Source organism: Roseomonas aeriglobus, from assembly GCA_016937575.1.
Taxonomy (GTDB): domain Bacteria; phylum Pseudomonadota; class Alphaproteobacteria; order Sphingomonadales; family Sphingomonadaceae; genus Sphingomonas; species Sphingomonas aerigloba.
The window spans coordinates 3,633,149-3,649,033 of sequence record JAFHKN010000002.1 but is presented as its reverse complement, the minus strand read 5'-3'; the positions used below and the strand labels follow the sequence as shown (position 1 = coordinate 3,649,033).

Annotated in this window: 7 protein-coding genes; 5 read left to right on the top strand and 2 right to left on the bottom strand. The window is 67.2% G+C overall.

Features of this window, described 5'->3' with window-relative positions; genetic code table 11:
• Positions 1-19 precede the first annotated feature (19 nt).
• The gene (gene pelA / locus JW805_17865) at positions 20-1,312 is read left to right on the top strand and encodes a pectate lyase (protein MBN2973879.1); all 1,293 of its coding nucleotides are present in this window, start codon (positions 20-22) and stop codon (positions 1,310-1,312) included.
• A gap of 258 nt (positions 1,313-1,570) precedes the next feature.
• Positions 1,571-5,035, top strand: a complete 3,465-nt coding sequence (locus tag JW805_17860; protein ID MBN2973878.1) for a TonB-dependent receptor — start codon at positions 1,571-1,573, stop codon at positions 5,033-5,035.
• Positions 5,036-5,101: 66 nt separating this feature from the next.
• Here JW805_17860 and JW805_17855 read toward each other — a convergent pair whose 3' ends face one another.
• Positions 5,102-8,410, bottom strand: coding sequence for a DUF4450 domain-containing protein (locus tag JW805_17855; protein MBN2973877.1), 3,309 nt, complete (start codon positions 8,408-8,410; stop codon positions 5,102-5,104).
• A 29-nt stretch (positions 8,411-8,439) separates the two neighbouring features.
• On the bottom strand, positions 8,440-9,747 hold the full coding sequence (gene pelA / locus JW805_17850; GenBank protein ID MBN2973876.1) for a pectate lyase: 1,308 nt from the start codon (positions 9,745-9,747) through the stop codon (positions 8,440-8,442).
• A gap of 200 nt (positions 9,748-9,947) precedes the next feature.
• Between pelA (JW805_17850) and JW805_17845 the strand changes: the two genes are divergently transcribed.
• The 3 genes from JW805_17845 to JW805_17835 all read left to right on the top strand — a co-directional run bounded on the left by JW805_17845 (position 9,948) and on the right by JW805_17835 (position 15,876).
• The gene (locus JW805_17845) at positions 9,948-12,185 is read left to right on the top strand and encodes a hypothetical protein (protein ID MBN2973875.1); all 2,238 of its coding nucleotides are present in this window, start codon (positions 9,948-9,950) and stop codon (positions 12,183-12,185) included.
• Positions 12,186-12,196: 11 nt separating this feature from the next.
• On the top strand, positions 12,197-13,543 hold the full coding sequence (locus tag JW805_17840) for a PD40 domain-containing protein (GenBank protein ID MBN2973874.1): 1,347 nt from the start codon (positions 12,197-12,199) through the stop codon (positions 13,541-13,543).
• 140 nt (positions 13,544-13,683) lie between these two features.
• Positions 13,684-15,876 (top strand): glycoside hydrolase family 88 protein, encoded by a 2,193-nt coding sequence (locus JW805_17835; protein ID MBN2973873.1) that lies wholly within the window; start codon positions 13,684-13,686, stop codon positions 15,874-15,876.
• The last annotated feature ends 9 nt before the right edge of the window (positions 15,877-15,885 follow it).

Below are 15,885 nucleotides of genomic sequence, written 5' to 3'. Positions count from 1 at the left end.
GGAGCAAGGGGAGAGGATTGTGGCCAAAAGGATTTCGCTCGCGCTGGCGCTTGGCGCGCTGACCGCGTCTACGACGTTGACGCCCGTGGCCGCGCGCGTCATCGGAATGAACCAGCCCGCCGAACCGGTAACTGCGGCCCGGATCGCTCTGTTGCCCGTGAACGACCGTGCGGTCTGGTCGGCCTATCTCGCCCGCTCGCAGGCGCAAATGCGTGCGGACAAGGCCGCCCTCGCCGCGGAGCGCAAGCCCGGCATGGCGATTCCACCCCAGCCGGCGACCGGCAATGGCGAGCGGACGATGCCCCTCACCCGCGACGCTGCGTGGTATGCGGGGCCGGAGGCGCGTCACGTCGCCGACGTCATCTTGAGTTTTCAGACGCCTGCCGGTGGCTGGGGCAAGAATCAGCCGCGCGACGGTGCAGTGCGCGCGCTGGGCCAGTCCTATGTGTCGAACAACTCCGGCGTTCCGGCGGAAGGCGACTTCGATCCGTCGGAAGCTTGGCATTATGTCGGCACGATCGACAATGACGCGACGATCACCGAAACGCGCTTTCTCGCCAAGGTTGCAGCGGCGTTGCCGAGTGCCGCCGCGGACCGCTATCGCGCCGGCGCAATTCGCGGGCTGCGGTATCTGCTTGCCGCGCAATATCCCAATGGCGGCTGGCCGCAGGTCTGGCCGCTGGAGGGCGGCTATCACGATGCGATCACGCTGAACGACAATGCGATGGTGCAGGTGTTGACGTTGATGACCGACGTCGGCGCCGGCCGCGGCGACTTCGCCGTGATGCCTGCGGGTTTGCGACGCGAGGCCGCCGCGGCCGCCGCGCGCGGGATCGACTGCCTGTTGCAGATGCAGGTGACGACCGACGGACGCCGCACCGGCTGGGGTCAGCAGCATGACGCGCTGACGCTGCGCATCACCTCGGCCCGCAATTACGAGCCGGCCGCGCTGGCCGCACCTGAAAGCGCGGCGATCCTGCGCTATCTGATGCGTCTGCCACGCACGCCGGCAATCACGGCAGCGGTCACCGCGGGCGTCGCTTGGTTGAAGGCGAGCGCGATCCAGGGTCAGGCCTGGCGCGACCCTCGCGACGGTCAGGGACGCCGCCTGATCCCCGACCCCGCAGCCCCGCCGATCTGGGCCCGCTTCTACTCGGTCGACGCAAACGCCCCCGTCTTCGGCGACCGCGACAAGACATTGCACGACGACGTCATGGGGATCAGTGCCGGCCGGCGCGGCGGCTATGCCTGGTTCGGGACGGGGCCGCAGGCCGCGCTGACCGAATTTGCCGCTTGGTCCACGCATAGCTGACTTCGATCAATATAGTTTCCGACTGACAAGTTTGTGTCACTAATAAAAACCGGTTTCCAATTGCTGGGATTTGCTCTAGGATCGCCTTCGTCGGAACCGGTGCCAGGCTAAGCAGGCCGAACCGGACCGCACAGAGGGGATGTCGTCACAGCCGTGATCCGCGGGGCCCTGCCCCATGTCCGACTGCCGTTGGACATTGCGGACGTGCGTCTGGGCGACGACAGGCGACCCGGCAACGCCGGGCGGAGGAGAGGAATGATGAAGGACACCGCGGCCCATCGCATTGCAACGCGCGCGGGCGCGTCGTTGCTGGCCCTGACGATCGCAGGAGCCTTCACCCCGCTCGCGGGTGCGCAGAACGCGACCAATAGCCCTGCACCGGCGCAGACGACGCCGCGTCCTTCCTCGAGCGCCACCGCACCCGCGCAGACCGCGCCGGTTGCAGGCCCGGGCATCGCCAACAGCACGGTGCCGAACAACGAGATGATCTCGGGTCCGCTCGAACCGGTCGTCTCTCAGCGCATGACACCGGTTGCCGAAGAGGAGGCGCGCGAAGGCGAGGTTATCGTCACCGGCGTGCGCAACGCCGAAGCCTCGGCCATCGCCCGCAAGCGGACCGCACGCACCGCGCAGGATTCGATCGTCGCGGACGACGTCGGCCAGTTCCCCGACAAGAACGCGGCCGAAGCGATCTCGCGCATCGCCGGCGTTGCACTGGATGTTGCGGACTCGGGCGAACAGGGCGGCTTTACGATTCGCGGCCAGTCGGCGGATCTGATCCGTATCGAAGTCGATGGCATGACCACCTTGTCGGCCAATGGCGATCAGGGCGGCCGCGCTGCCGGCGTCGGCGAGATTTCGTCCGACCTCATCAAGAGCGTCGACGTAATCAAGGGCCAGACCGCCGACATGACGCCGGGCGGCGTCGGCGGCACTGTCCGCATCGAACAGCGCACCGGCCTGGACTTCAAGGAACCGCTCTACCGGCTTAACCTTCAAGGCGCCTATCAGACGCTCAGCCAGCGTCTGACGCCGCGGATCAATGGCATCGTCACCCAGAAGTTCTTTGGCGGCAATGTCGGCGTCCTGCTGAGCGGCACGTACGAAGCACAGAATATCGGCACCGACTACGCGCGCGTTTCGGACAAGGGCGCTGGCTATGCCGCGTTCGGCGATCTCGACAATTCGCCGGAAAAGAGCTTCACCCAGCCCTTCGATCCGATCGCGGCGGCGGTGACTACGAAGGCGGGTTGCGCCAATCTCACGACAACGGGGATCAACAGCCGTCTGAACTGCTATGCGCAGTGGGAAGATTTCGTCCCCTCGCTGCCCCGCCCTGGCCGCCAGATCCGCGGCGACAAGCGCCTGTCGATTCAGGCCCGCGTCGACTGGCGGGTGAACCGCGACCTGACGGTCTTCGCCTCCTACAATCCGAACATCCGCCGTGTGTCGTCGCAGGACTATAACTGGAGCGTCGCGACGCCGAATGGATCGATCGGCACAAACGGCGCCAACGCCAACGTAAATGTGACTAACGCCGTAGTGAATTCGAACCATTACGTCACCGCATTCGACTTCGTCCGTGGCGTCGGCGGCATCACCGCGCTGAACGTCACGAGTCAGGTGCGCGACATCCAGCGGCGCATCTCGCAGCATTACGCTCAGACCGGCGCGGACTTCTACTCCGGCCCGTGGACGGTGAAGGCGCGCGCGCAGTTCAGCCTGGCGACCAACAAGCGCGAGGATCTGGCCTTCTCCATTCTCGCACCGGTCGAACGCGCGAGCTACAGCCGGCTCGACAGTGGGCTATGGACGATCAAGATCCCGAACGTCGACCTGCTCAATGCCGCATCCTATTATCCGACGGTTGGCACGACCGGCGTCAGCGCGAATTCGCAGATCGAATACACGCCGTTCGCGGACAAGAACAAGGAATGGAACTACCAGCTCGACGTCGATCGGACGTTCGACAATTTCGGCCCGATCACGCGGATCAAGGCCGGTATCCAGCACCGCATGTACGATAATGAAAGCCGGCGGGAGAATGGCTTCCAGTTGTCGCCGGGCGTCGTTCTGTCACGCGCACGCAGCCTTGACCTGCTGCAATTCTGCGACCCTGCGCTCGCGCCCGCCACGACGCCATGTCAGTTCGGCTCGGTGCGCCGCACGACGACTGCGGGGACGGCGGATCAGACCTACAAGATCCACACGATCACGCGGCAGCAATATCAGGACCTGCTCAACGCCAGCCTGATCGCCCTGCCGGGTGCGCAGTTTTTCAGCGGGGCGCCCAACCGCGGCGACCTGATTTCCACTTGGGGAACGTACGACGTCGACGCGTTCTTTGGCCAGTTGCGCCAGATCGCCAATCTGACCGACTATAATCCGGACTGCCTCTATTCCTGCCGCGCGTCGGACGGGAACACCTATGATCGTCCGACCTATCTGACCAACGAGCAGACGTCGTCGGCTTACGCGATGCTCGACTTCGAGACGCGGCCCTTCGGATTGCTGTTCAACGGCAACATCGGCGTGCGGTATCAGCGCATCAAGGTCGATGCACAGCCGGTCGTCGACTTCAGCCGGCGGGTCGCCACGCCCGTCACGACGCCGTTCCCGGGTTATACGATCGAGAACCAGATCATCCGTCGCGAGATCGGACAGGTCAATCGGACGAGCGAAGATTGGCTGCCCAGCGTCAACTTCGCGGTCTGGCCGATCGAAGGGAAACTGGGCCTGCGATACTCCGGTTCGTTGCAGCGCGCCCGCCCCAGCATCCTTCAGCTGACCGGCAGCAGCGTCGCCAATTGCGGCGTCGTCGACCCGGCCCAGCGCGCCGCACTGGAAGCATTCCTTGCCGCCAACCCGGGCGCAATCCAGGACGACGATCCCAACACGGATGACAGTTCGGAAGCACGCTCGGTGCTGGACAATTTCGTCAACCGCTGCAGCGGCCGCATCGGCAATCCCGAGCTGAAGGGATATGGCGCCCGTACGCAGAACGTGTCGTTGGAATGGTATCCCAACCGCGATACCCAGCTCAGCGCCGCCGTCTATCAGATCGACGTCAATTCGGGCCGTCCGGAAACCGTCAACATCGGTGCTTACGAGCTGAGCGGCGACACCTATGAAGTCGGCAGCTACCGCGACGGGCCGAGCGGGCTGCGTCAGCGCGGCTTCGAAGTGTCGGGTCGCACCGCCTTCACCTTCCTCCCCGGCTTCCTGCGGTACCTGGGTGGCGGCTTCAACTACTCGTTCACCAAGTCGAACGAGAAGAATACCATTGTCGATCCGTGGACGGGGATCGCGCTGCCCCCCCGGTCGCAGTCCAAATATTATTATAACATCAACCTGTGGTATGACGACGGCAAGCTGAATGCCCGCGTCGCCTATCAACGGCGTGCCAGCTATTTCGATCTGTATGATGCGGATACTAAAAATCGCGTGCCGACGTTCCCTGGCCTGACAGGCAGCGCGCAAAACGGCTCCTACTTCAAATATCTCTCGCCGATCTTCAAGAATGGCACCGAGACGCTCGACGCGCGCGCGTCCTATTCGATCACCAAGAAGTTTCAGCTCTTTGCAGAGGGCAAGAACCTGCTTGGCACGACCATCGAAAAATACGCGCCGACCGAATTCCGTGACGCCGGTGGCGCGCCGTATCTGTACGACTCGCTCTATGCCGGCCGCACCTTCTACGCAGGCGCGATCATCACCTTCTAAGGTTCCCCTCCCGGGGTCTCCTCCGCCCGGCTTCCTGATGGGAAGCCGGGCTTTTTTGTGAGGCGTTTAGTCCTGGACGGTTGCGGCAAGCAGGCCGATGACGACGTCATTGGCCCGCGCACGGACGGTCAGGGACCGGAGCGGGCGTTTCGGGTCGAGTTCCAGGCCCAGGACCGTCGCCGCGCCGCCCGGTACGCGCTGTTCGCTGCCCTCGCTGCCGCCTGACGCGCCGCCCCGGCGGACGCGGGCGGTGGCGAGGTCGACGCGCAGCGGTGCGGTGCCGGGGACGCGGAATTGATAGTCGTCGATCAGGTAATCGCGCTCGATCGGCCACCAGGTCGTTGGGTTGCGCAAGGGCAGCCGTGCGATGCCGCCGTCTGCATAGCTGACCACGACCTCGCCATTGTCGATCCGGCTCTGCATCGCGTTGGTGCTGCCCGTCATCAACAGGCGCAGAAAGCGGCCCTTTCCGGCGAGCGGCACCGTCGCTTCGGCCGGATAGTTCGACCATTTCGAAACGAACAGCGCGTTGCGGCCCTTTGCCGGCGTCGCGAAGCGACCGCCGTCGGGCAGGCGCAGCTCGCCCCCGCTGGCGCGCAGGCCGCGGTCGTCGATCTCGGCGGTAGCGTTGACGTGTCCCGCCCATGCGCCGAGCCCCTGTGCCGGTAGCGCGAGCGACGCGAAGGGCGAGCGGGGCGTGCGGTATTTGCCGGGTGCGAAAATGGCGGTGACATCGTCGTTGAACGCCGACGTCAGGTCGATGGTGCGCTGCGCGCCGGCGGGTGCGCGATCGACGACGGTCGGCTCGGGCATACGCTTCGGCGCGGGGCCGACGGGCGCCCACCACGTCATCACCCCCTGCCGTTTCCGGACGAAGCCCGCACCCGGTGTCGTCGTTACCGTGATCGGCTTGCCAGACCAGCGGACCTCGACGTTCACGTCCGCTCTGAAGGGCACATCGACCACAATCGCGGGCGCGCCGACCGCTTCTGCGTCGATCGACCAGCGAGCAGGCTTGCCGCCGACCGTGACGCTAACCCCGTCGCGCGGTGCCGTCAGACGCAGCCGGAGCGTAGCGAAACGGCCCGCCGACTGGCGCACCGTCCAGCGATCGATGCCGCCCGCGCGCCGGAACGCCATGCCCAAATCGGGATGCGTCAGTGCCGCATGATCCCATGTCGCGGGCAGGCCGGGCCGCAGCGTCAGCCGCTTGGCCAGCGCATCGGGCGCAACGCCGAACAGCCCCTCGACGATCGTTCGCGCCATCACGCCCGAGCCATCGGCAAAGTCGCGCTGGGCCTCGCGCCGATACACGTCGAGATAGTTCATCGACCCGACATTGCCCGGGCTGATCCCCATGTACATGCTGGCCAGCAGCGCGCCCTTGGCCAGGGTGAACGCATCTTCGCCCCGCCCTGCCTGCCACAGCGCGAGCGCGGTGTGCAGATTCTCCCCCATCACCACGTTTTTGACCGACCAGGTGTACGGCATCCAGTTCGACGAAGCGTAGACGCCGTAGCGGCGGTCGGTCGGCACGCCGGGGCCGGCAATGGGCAAGCGCGGCATGTCGCGGGTAACGGCATCGGCCATCCGCCATGCCTCTTGAGGCGTCGGTACGCCCGAATCGATCGTGTGATAGAAGCTCCACAGGCCCGCGCTCGGGTGCAGCGCGCGCTCGCCCAGCCAGTCGCGATATTCGGCGAAGCTGCCCAATTCCGGCCGCCACAATTCGGCGCGCATCGCCTTGCCGATCGCTGTTGCTTCGCGCTCGTACGGGGCCGGGTCCTTGCCCAGCGCGCGGGCGATCCGGGCGGCTTCGCGGTTGTGGAAGAGATTATAGGCCGACGCATAGGCGACGCCGCCGCCCGAATATTGGATGTCGTCGCTCGCCCAGATTTGGGCATAGGCTTCGTACAGCGGCCCGCCGGCAAAGGGGCGGCGGAACAGGCGGCGCTCCCACGCCAGGTGACGCTCGATCGCGGGCCACGCCTCCCGCGCGACGTCGAGGTCGCCGGTCCAGGCGAGATGGCGGAACAGCGCGTCGATGAAGACCGCGTTCATGTCGTAGTGCGAGTTCGACAGGTCGCCGTTCGAATGCAGCGCCGTTTCGTTGCGGGCGAGATTGCTGTCGGCATCGGCCGGAGGGATCGCGCCGGGGATCGGCGACACATTCTGCCGTGGCAACCACGCACGGACGTTCGCCCGCGCGCGATCATGCCAGCCGAGCGCATCGAGCGCATAGGGTCCACGCCAGCCGAGCAGCTTCGTTCGCCACGCGACCGCGCCGTGCATGATCGCCGATTGCGGCGCATCCCACACCGCGTCCGCGGCGATGTTGAGCGCGCCCACCGCGGCATCGAGCCACGGGTCGGGCGTCGTGATGCGCACCCGCCCGCGTACGTCGGTGGCATGGGCCCGCGCGGCCTCGAACACCGCGGGCAGATCGGCTGGCGCGTAGCGCGGTGCAAGCGGCGGCAGGGCCGCCGGGGCGCGGGGGTCGGCACTCACGGCGGTGTAGGTCGAGAGATCGGCGTTGGCCGCCGGGGCATAGCTGCGGCGCTGGAGGACGAGATACGCATCGGCCTCGGTCAGCTTCAGCGTCCCTGCGATAACCGGTCGCTTCGGTGCCGCCCCGCGCGTGATCGCTGCGTCCGCGTCGTCCCACGCCTCCCCCTCGTGAAAGCCGCGGATGTCGCCGTTCAACAGCGTCCCGAAGATCGTTCCCGGCGCGCCTTCGAGACTGAAGCCGCGCAGATCGAGAATCGGTTTGTTCCCTTCGGCAAAGGCGGGACGAAAAGCGAACCACTCGCTGATCGGAATGCTTTCGGTCCCGATATCGCCATCGCGCTTCCCGCGTTGGCCATTCACGCCGCCGAACCGCCAGGCCAGTGTGGTCCCGCTCGGCACGCCTGTGGCGCTCGCCCGCACCACGGCACCTTCCGTTGCGGCCAGCGCTACCAATGTCAGTGTGATCGTGCCGGCACCCAGCCGCGGGTCGGTGATGCGATAGTCGAGCTCGCCCGGGCGGTAACGGGTCGTGATGCTCCTGGCATCGTGCAGCCACCAGCGCGTCCCGTCCGCCGCCTGTACCGCGAAACGCAAATTGCCGCCGCGGCCTGGCAGATACAGCACGAACTCCGGCCGGTCGCCGCCGTCGACGCGGAAGGCGGTATTGCCGCCGTAGAGCGGACGGTTGAACCGCTCGGTCCCGTTCTCGATCACGAACGCGTCGCCCTCCGGGCGATAGCGGATCGGGCGGTCGAGGTGCCCCGTGCGGTTGGGCTGGACGCCCTCGGTCGCGACCAGGGTCTGGGCGGGCGCGGGCACCGCCAGAACGAACAGCGACGTTGCGAGCAGGGCAGCGCGAGGGGACACGATCTTCCTTCCGATCACCGTTTGGTCGCTCAGCCCGTCACCCGCGCCTGCCACGCCGGATATGCCGCGATCGCGCGCTTGGGCACGTCCATCCACCAGCTATAGCCGTTGCGCCGGCCTTCTGAGATGCCGTTGACATCGTCGTGGATCGACTTGTCCTTGTCGCCGAAGATCGGCTTGCCGGTAACGAGGTCGTAGTTGCGCGACCAGAGTGGGCCCGCCCCGGCCTTAGGGAGCAGCTTGCGCCCCTCGGCCGTGCGGGTGAAGGCAACGTCGTTCACCGCGACCGACTGCAGCCACGCGACGCCGGCGTCGATCGCCGTGCGCATCGCCGGGGTCGGGCGGGGTTGCCGCATCAGGAACATCAGGATGTCGGTCGTCTCGCCGCTGGCGATCGAGCGCGGTTCGTAGTTGCGGGCGGAGATCGGCGCGAGCGTCAGCGCGTCGACCTGTTGCGGCCAGCCGGTCAGACGGCCGTTCTGGCGGACCTGCGCCCGCAGGATGACATCGGTCGCCCGGGCAACCGCGGTACGGGCCTTTGTCCGCAGGTCGGCGGGGACGAAGCGGTACGTGGCGTGCTCCGCCACATCCTCCAGCAGCATCGCAACGAGCGCCACGCCATTGTCGTTGAAGGTGATGCCGTCGTGGAAGCCGCCTTCCAGCGGATAGACCTGCGGCCAGCCGCCGTTGGGATATTGCGCGGCGAGCAGATAGCGCACGCCCTTCACGAAACTGGCGCGATAGCGGTCGCCGTCGCGGCCCGGCAGGGCGGCGGCGAGGCGGCCGAGATAGTGCATCTCGTGCGTCGTCGCGTCGTTGTCGATCGTGCCGACGAAGGTCCAGAACCGGTCGGCCGGCGCGTCGAAGTTGGTGGGGTCGAGCACCATCGTTTCGGCATCGTTGGCGAAGCGCTGACCACGGAGGCGCGCCGGACCGCCGCGGTCCTGGTTCTTACTCCACCCGCCGGCAGGAGTCTGGAAGCTGACGATGGTGTCGCCGATCCGCTTGGCCTCTGCCGACGTATACCACACCACATCGCGGTCGAGCGGGGCGTTCTTGTGGCCCCCGGCTTTGGCGAGAGGCGGCGGGGGCGGCGTTTCGCCGGGGCGGAGTTCGGCCGCCAGCGACGCGCGGTCGGCGCGCATCGCGGCTTCGGATCGGGCGAGATAGGCAAGCCAGGCGGCACGCTCGCGCACCGGCAGCGTCGAGATGCGTTCTCGGGTCAACGATGGCGCGGGCTGGTTGGTGCCGATGACTTTTGCCACCACCGGCCAGGCGAGCGGGACCGCCGCTGCCGCCAGTGTCATCGCCCCGAACTTACCGATCTTTGCCCACATGGCCCTCTCCTCTTTTCCATGCCGGAAGATTTTCCTAGCATGCGAACCTTGTTCCCACTATTTCACCTGTCAAAGCCGGTTTTACAATCACAATCGGCAGGAGATCAGGCGAACCAGCCTGATTTAGGACAAGCGCCCCGCCAGATCGGCGCTGTCCTGACACCGGTGTCCCAGATTGCGGGACGAAGAGGAGAGACGCGATGCGATTGCCGTCCCGGTTTGCGTTCGGCATCGTCGCGACCGCGTTGGCCGCCAGCGCGCTGCCCGCCCAGCCGATCGACCGCGCCGCGCTCGTCCGCCGCCATGCGATCACGCTGACCGCGCCCGATCCCCATGCCCCGGTCATGCTCGGCAACGGCGCGCTGGGGTTCACCGTCGATATCACCGGTCTGCAGAGTTTCCCGAGCCTCTACTCCGAACTCGCGCCCCTGCTGACGATGGCGCAATGGGCGTGGCACAGCTTCCCCAACCCCAAAGGCTATGCCGAGGCGGACGGGCTGGTGCAGGTGCCGGTCGCGGGGCGGGGTGAGCAACCGTACGCCTGGATGACAAGCTTCGACGCGGTGCAGACCAATCCGGCGCTCGGCTGGCTGCGCGCGAACCCGCATCGCATCTCGCTCGGCCGGGTCGCGATGACGATCGACGGTGCCGCGCCCGACCCGGCGAAGCTGACCCAGACCCGCCAGACGCTCGACCTGTGGACCGGCACGCTGACCAGCCGGTTCGTCTATGCGGGCCAGCCGGTGACGGTGGTGACACACGTCCACCCGACGCAGGATTTGGTCGAGGCCGATGTCACGTCGCCGCTGGTGGCGAGCAGGCGGCTGGCGGTCAGCGTGCGCTATCCGGGCGTGAGTGAGAGCGTAAATCCCGATCCGTCGCGCTGGGATGACGATGCCGGCGGGACGACCGCGATCCTCGCCCGAACGCCAAGCCGCATCCGCCTGTCGCGCACGATCGACGCGACGCGATATTGGTCGACCGTCGCCGCCAACGGCCGGGTGGCACAGAGCGGCCCCGCCGCCCTGAGCGCGAGCGGCACCGGTAACCGTTTGACGGTCGCCATCCGCTTCGAACGCAGCGCGACCGCCCCCGCGATGCCCGCGCTCGGCGCGACCGCCACCGCGACCCCGGCGGCGTGGCGGCGGTTCTGGACGACGGGTGGCGCGGTCGACTTCTCAGGGAGCACCGATTCCCGCGCGCAGGAGCTGGAACGCCGCGTCGTGCTGTCGCAATATCTGTCTGCGATCAACGGCGCGGGCGAGCTTCCACCACAGGAGGAAGGGCTGTTCTCGAACAGCTGGTTCGGCAAGTTCCATCTCGAGATGCACCCCTGGCACGCCGGCTGGCAGGCGATGTGGGGGCGCCCTGACCTGCTCGAGCGGAGTCTGGGCTGGTACGTCCAGCACCTGCCCAAGGCGCGCGCCGAAGCCGCCCGCCACCGCATCTCTGGCGCCTGGTGGCCGAAGATGGTCGGGCCGGAGGGGCGCAACAGCCCGAGTCCCGTGTCGCCCTTCCTGATGTGGCAGCAGCCCCACCCGATCCTGCTCGCCGAACTCGTCTGGCGCACCCGCCACGACCGGGCGACGCTCGATCGCTATGCGCAGCTGGTCGAGGAGACGGCGACGCTGCTTGCCGAGTGGCCGCTGGACGGGCGAGACCTCGGCCCGCCGCTAATCCCGGCGCAGGAGAATTACGATCCGCTGACGACCAGAAATCCGACCTTCGAGGTCGAATATTTCCGCTGGGGGCTGACGACGGCGCAAGTCTGGCGCGAGCGGCGCGGCCTGAAGCGCCGCGCCGACTGGGACCGGACGCTCGCGCGCATTGCCCCGCCGCCGACCCGCGATGGCCTCTACCTTCCGGTCGAAAGCCTGCCCGATTTCTGGCGCACCGCCGCCTCGCCCGCCTGCAAGGGCAAGGCCGAAGCCCTGCCGTGCCGCAACCGCGATCACCCCTCGTTCCTGATGGCCTATGGCTTCATTCCCGGCGCGCGAATCGATCCGGCGACGATGCGTCGCACCTTTGCCGCGACCGAAGCGCATTGGGACCTGCGCCAGACCTGGGGCTGGGATTTCCCGATGATGGCGATGACCGCCGCGCGGCTGGGAATGCCCGACAAGGCGGTCGACTGGCTGTTCACCCCACAAAAGAACAACCAATGGGGTGTGACCGGCATGACGCCGCGCGTGCACCTCGACGCGCATGCCGCGGACCTGGTGCCAACCAGCGGCGGCGCGGGTGGCGTCGCGATGGAGAAGAACCCCGACGGACCCGGCTACAAGCGCGCGGCCGAGACCTATTTCCCGTCCAACGGCGCACTGCTGATGGCGGTCGGGCTAATGGCGGGCGGCTGGGACGGGTCTCACGGCCCCGCCCCCGGCTTTCCCAAAACCGGCTGGCGCGTCCGCGCCGAAGGCCTGACCCCCGCGCCATGAAGGATGCAGCGATGACGAACGAGAGCCGGCGCGATGTGCTGAAGGGTCTGGTGGGCGGATCGGTCGCGCTCGCCGCGACCCAGGTCGCCGCGCAGACGCCCGCCCCCAGGCCCGCCGGCCCGCCACCGCGCGAGTGGGTCGACCCGAAGACGGGCCACCGCATTGTCCGGCTGAGCCCCGATGGCGGGGGTGGCAAGCTGTACTTCTACAAGAATAGCTTCAGCCCCCAAGGCGACCTGATGGCGATGTCAGTGCCCGAGGGGATCGCGGTCGTCGACCTGAAGACGCGCAGGCTGCGTACGCTCGTCGCCGATACGCGTGCCGAACTGATGTTCACCGCGCGCCGGTCGCGCACCCTGTTCTATTCGGTGAGCGACCCCGGCGAGGGGCAGCCGATGGACCGCGGCCGCACGATCTTTGCGGTCGATATCGACAGCGGCAAGGCACGGCAGGTCGCCCGGATGCCGAACGGCGTCCTTAATTCGCTGAACGCCGACGACACGTTGATGCTGGGCTTCGTCGCCTATGGCTCGCAACCGCTGCAACCCGGCGTCGCCGACGTGCGGAACCGCAAGTTCGACCAGGCCGAATATGCCGCGACCGGGCCCGACGGAAAGCCGCTCAATTTCGCCAAGGCCAAGGGCGTTCGGATGCTTCAGCGCTGGGCGGCGCGATATCCAATGGAGATCTTCGTCCTCGATCTGAAGACGGGCGAACGGCGCGTCATCCACAAGACCAACGAGTGGATCGGCCATACCCAATTCTCACCGACCGACCCGACGCGCCTCATCTTTTGCCACGAAGGACCGTGGGACCGCGTCGACCGGATGTGGACGATGCGGGTCGACGGCAGCGACCTGCGTCGCACGCATGATCGCACGATGAACTTCGAAATCTTCGGTCACGAATGGTTCGGCGCGGATGGGCGCGAGGTCTATTACGACCTGCAGACGCCGCGGGGGCAGGTGTTCTGGGTCGCCTCGGTCGATCTGGCGACGGGCAAGCGCGTGTACCGGCTGGTCGATCGCGACGACTGGGGCGTGCATTTCAACCGGTCGATGGACGGCAAGCTGTTCGCCAGCGACGGCGGCGACGCCGACATGGTCGCGCATGCCCAGGACGGCAAATGGCTGTCACTGCTGCGGCCCGAACCGGTGCCCGACGCCGAGCCCGAAAATTATCGGGCCGACCTGATTACGTGCGAGGTCATGCGGCGCGAACGGTTGGTCGACCTGTCGGGACATGATTACCGGCTGGAGCCGAATTTGACCTTCACGCCGGATGGCAAGTGGATCGTGTTCGTGTCGAACATGCATGGGGCAAACCATGTGTACGCGGTCGAGGTCGCGAAGGCGTGACTTCTTCTCCCTTCCCGTTCGTGCTGAGCTTGTCGAAGCACCGTTCTCCGATACGCCCGCGCACCGCTCGCGGCACAAAGTACGGTGCTTCGACAGGCTCAGCACGAACGGGATTTTTTCGTTTCTTGAGTGGAGACACAATGATCCGCCTCCCCCTTGCCGCCATCGCCCTCACGCTCGCCGCGCCCGCCACCGCGCAAGTGCCGCCCGGCATCGACGCCGCCTGGCTGACCCCGCTTCCGCGCCCGACGATCGTCACCGACCGCCTGCCGACCCGCGAGGAAGCGGTGCGGATGGCCGAATATGTCTCCGCCGCGCAGATCGCGGCAATGGCCCGCAAGCCCATCCCCGTCTCGACCGGCGGGGCGCTCGATCACATGTCCTCGAACTGGGTGTCGGCGGCCTACTATGTCGGCGCGGCGCGGCTGGCGCGGGTGTCGGAGGATCCGCGGACGTTACGATTCCTGACGGCCGTCGCCGAGCATTATAACTACAGCGTCCGCGGCGCGAAGTCGGGGGCGACGATGCTCAACGCCGACGATATCGCGATCGGCGACCTGTACGCCGAACTCTATTCGCGACGCCGGCAGGAGGGGACGATCCTCCCCTTACGCCAGCGGCTCGACTGGCAGGTGCCGCATCTGGCGCGCGCCACGGAGACGCCGGCGCTGATCTGGTGGTGGTGCGACGCGCTGTTCATGGCGCCGCCGGTGTTGGCGCGGATGTCGGCGATCACGCGCGATCCGAAATATCTCGCCGCCGCCGACAAGGAATGGCGACGGACGGCCAGGCTGCTGTGGTCGCCGCAGCACCGGCTGTTCTTTCGCGACGCGCGGTTCCTCGATCGCAGGGAGGCGAACGGCCAACCTATCTTCTGGTCGCGCGGCAATGGCTGGGTGGTCGGTGGCCTCGCACGCTGGCTGGAGGCGATGCCGGCCGATCATGCAGGCCGCGCCTATTACACCGACCTGTTCCGCACGCTGATCGGTCGCATCGCCGAGGTACAGCGCCCGGACGGACTGTGGCCAGCCAGCCTGCTTGCACCCGAGGCCTATCCGGAGGCGGAAACGTCGGGCTCCGCCTTCTTCGTCTATGGCATGGCGTGGGGGATCAATCACGGGTTGCTCGACCGCGCGACCTATCTGCCGCGGGTGCTGAAAGGCTGGGCGGCGCTCAATCGCCAGCTGACGCCCGATGGGCAACTGGGCGCGGCGCAGAAGACCGGGGACCAGCCGGTCCACACCCGCCCGGAGGAAACCGGGCCCTATGCCAATGGCGCCTATATCCTCGCCGCACTGGAGATCGCCGACCTCAACGGTCCGGTGCAGACGCTGCCCCGGGCCGAGCCGGGTCCGGACACACCCGCGCGGATCGCCGCGACCACCCCCCAGCCGCCGGCACCCGCGACCGTCGTCGGTGCCGAGGAACAGGCCCGACGCGCCGAGGAGATGGCCGCAGTCGCCAAGCTCAGCTACGAACCCGCGACGCTCGGCCGTGCGCCCGAAGTCGCCCCGCTCGCGCCCCCGCCGCCGGACGAACAGCGCCGCCGCGCGGTCGCCCGCTTCGCGCCCGACCGGCTCGACGACCTGCTGTGGGAGAACGACCTGGTCGCGCACCGCATCTACGGCCCCGCGCTGGAGGCGAAGGAGCCGCCGTCGGGATCGGGCATCGACGCCTGGGCAAAGCGCGTGCGCTGGCCGTTCATGGACCGGCAGCTGAAATTCCCCAACTATCACACCGACCGTGGCGAGGGGCTGGACTTCTACGACGTCGGCCGCACCCGCGGGGCCGGGGGCCTGGGCATCTGGTATCAGAACAAGCTGTGGACCAGCCGCAATTTCTCGACGTACCGCATCGCTCAGACAGGCGGCGACGTGGCGCAGTTCAGCGTCGATTACCGCCCCTGGCCGGTCGATGTCGTCCGCAAGGTGTGGGAGACGCGCGAGTTCGCACTGCCGCTCGGCACGCATTTCACGCGGATGCGATCGACGCTGCAATCGGACAGCAAAGAGCCGCTGATCGTCGGCATCGGCATCGGCAAGGTCGGCGCGCCCGGCACGCGCCCGACGATCATCCGTGACCAGTCGAACGGTCGGATGATCTTCTGGGGCGCGGAGAATGCCGATCATGGGCGCATGGGGCTCGCCGTGCTGGTCGACCCGAAGATGATCGCCGGCTTTGCCGAAGATGCGGAGAATTACCTGATCCTCGTGCGCGTCACACCGGGGCAGCCGTTCACCTACTACACGGGGTCGGCCTGGGATCGCGGCGGCGACGTGCCCGACCAGGCGGCGTGGGAAGCGATGGTGGCGAAGGAGAAGCCTGTCTTCTGACGATTGAGC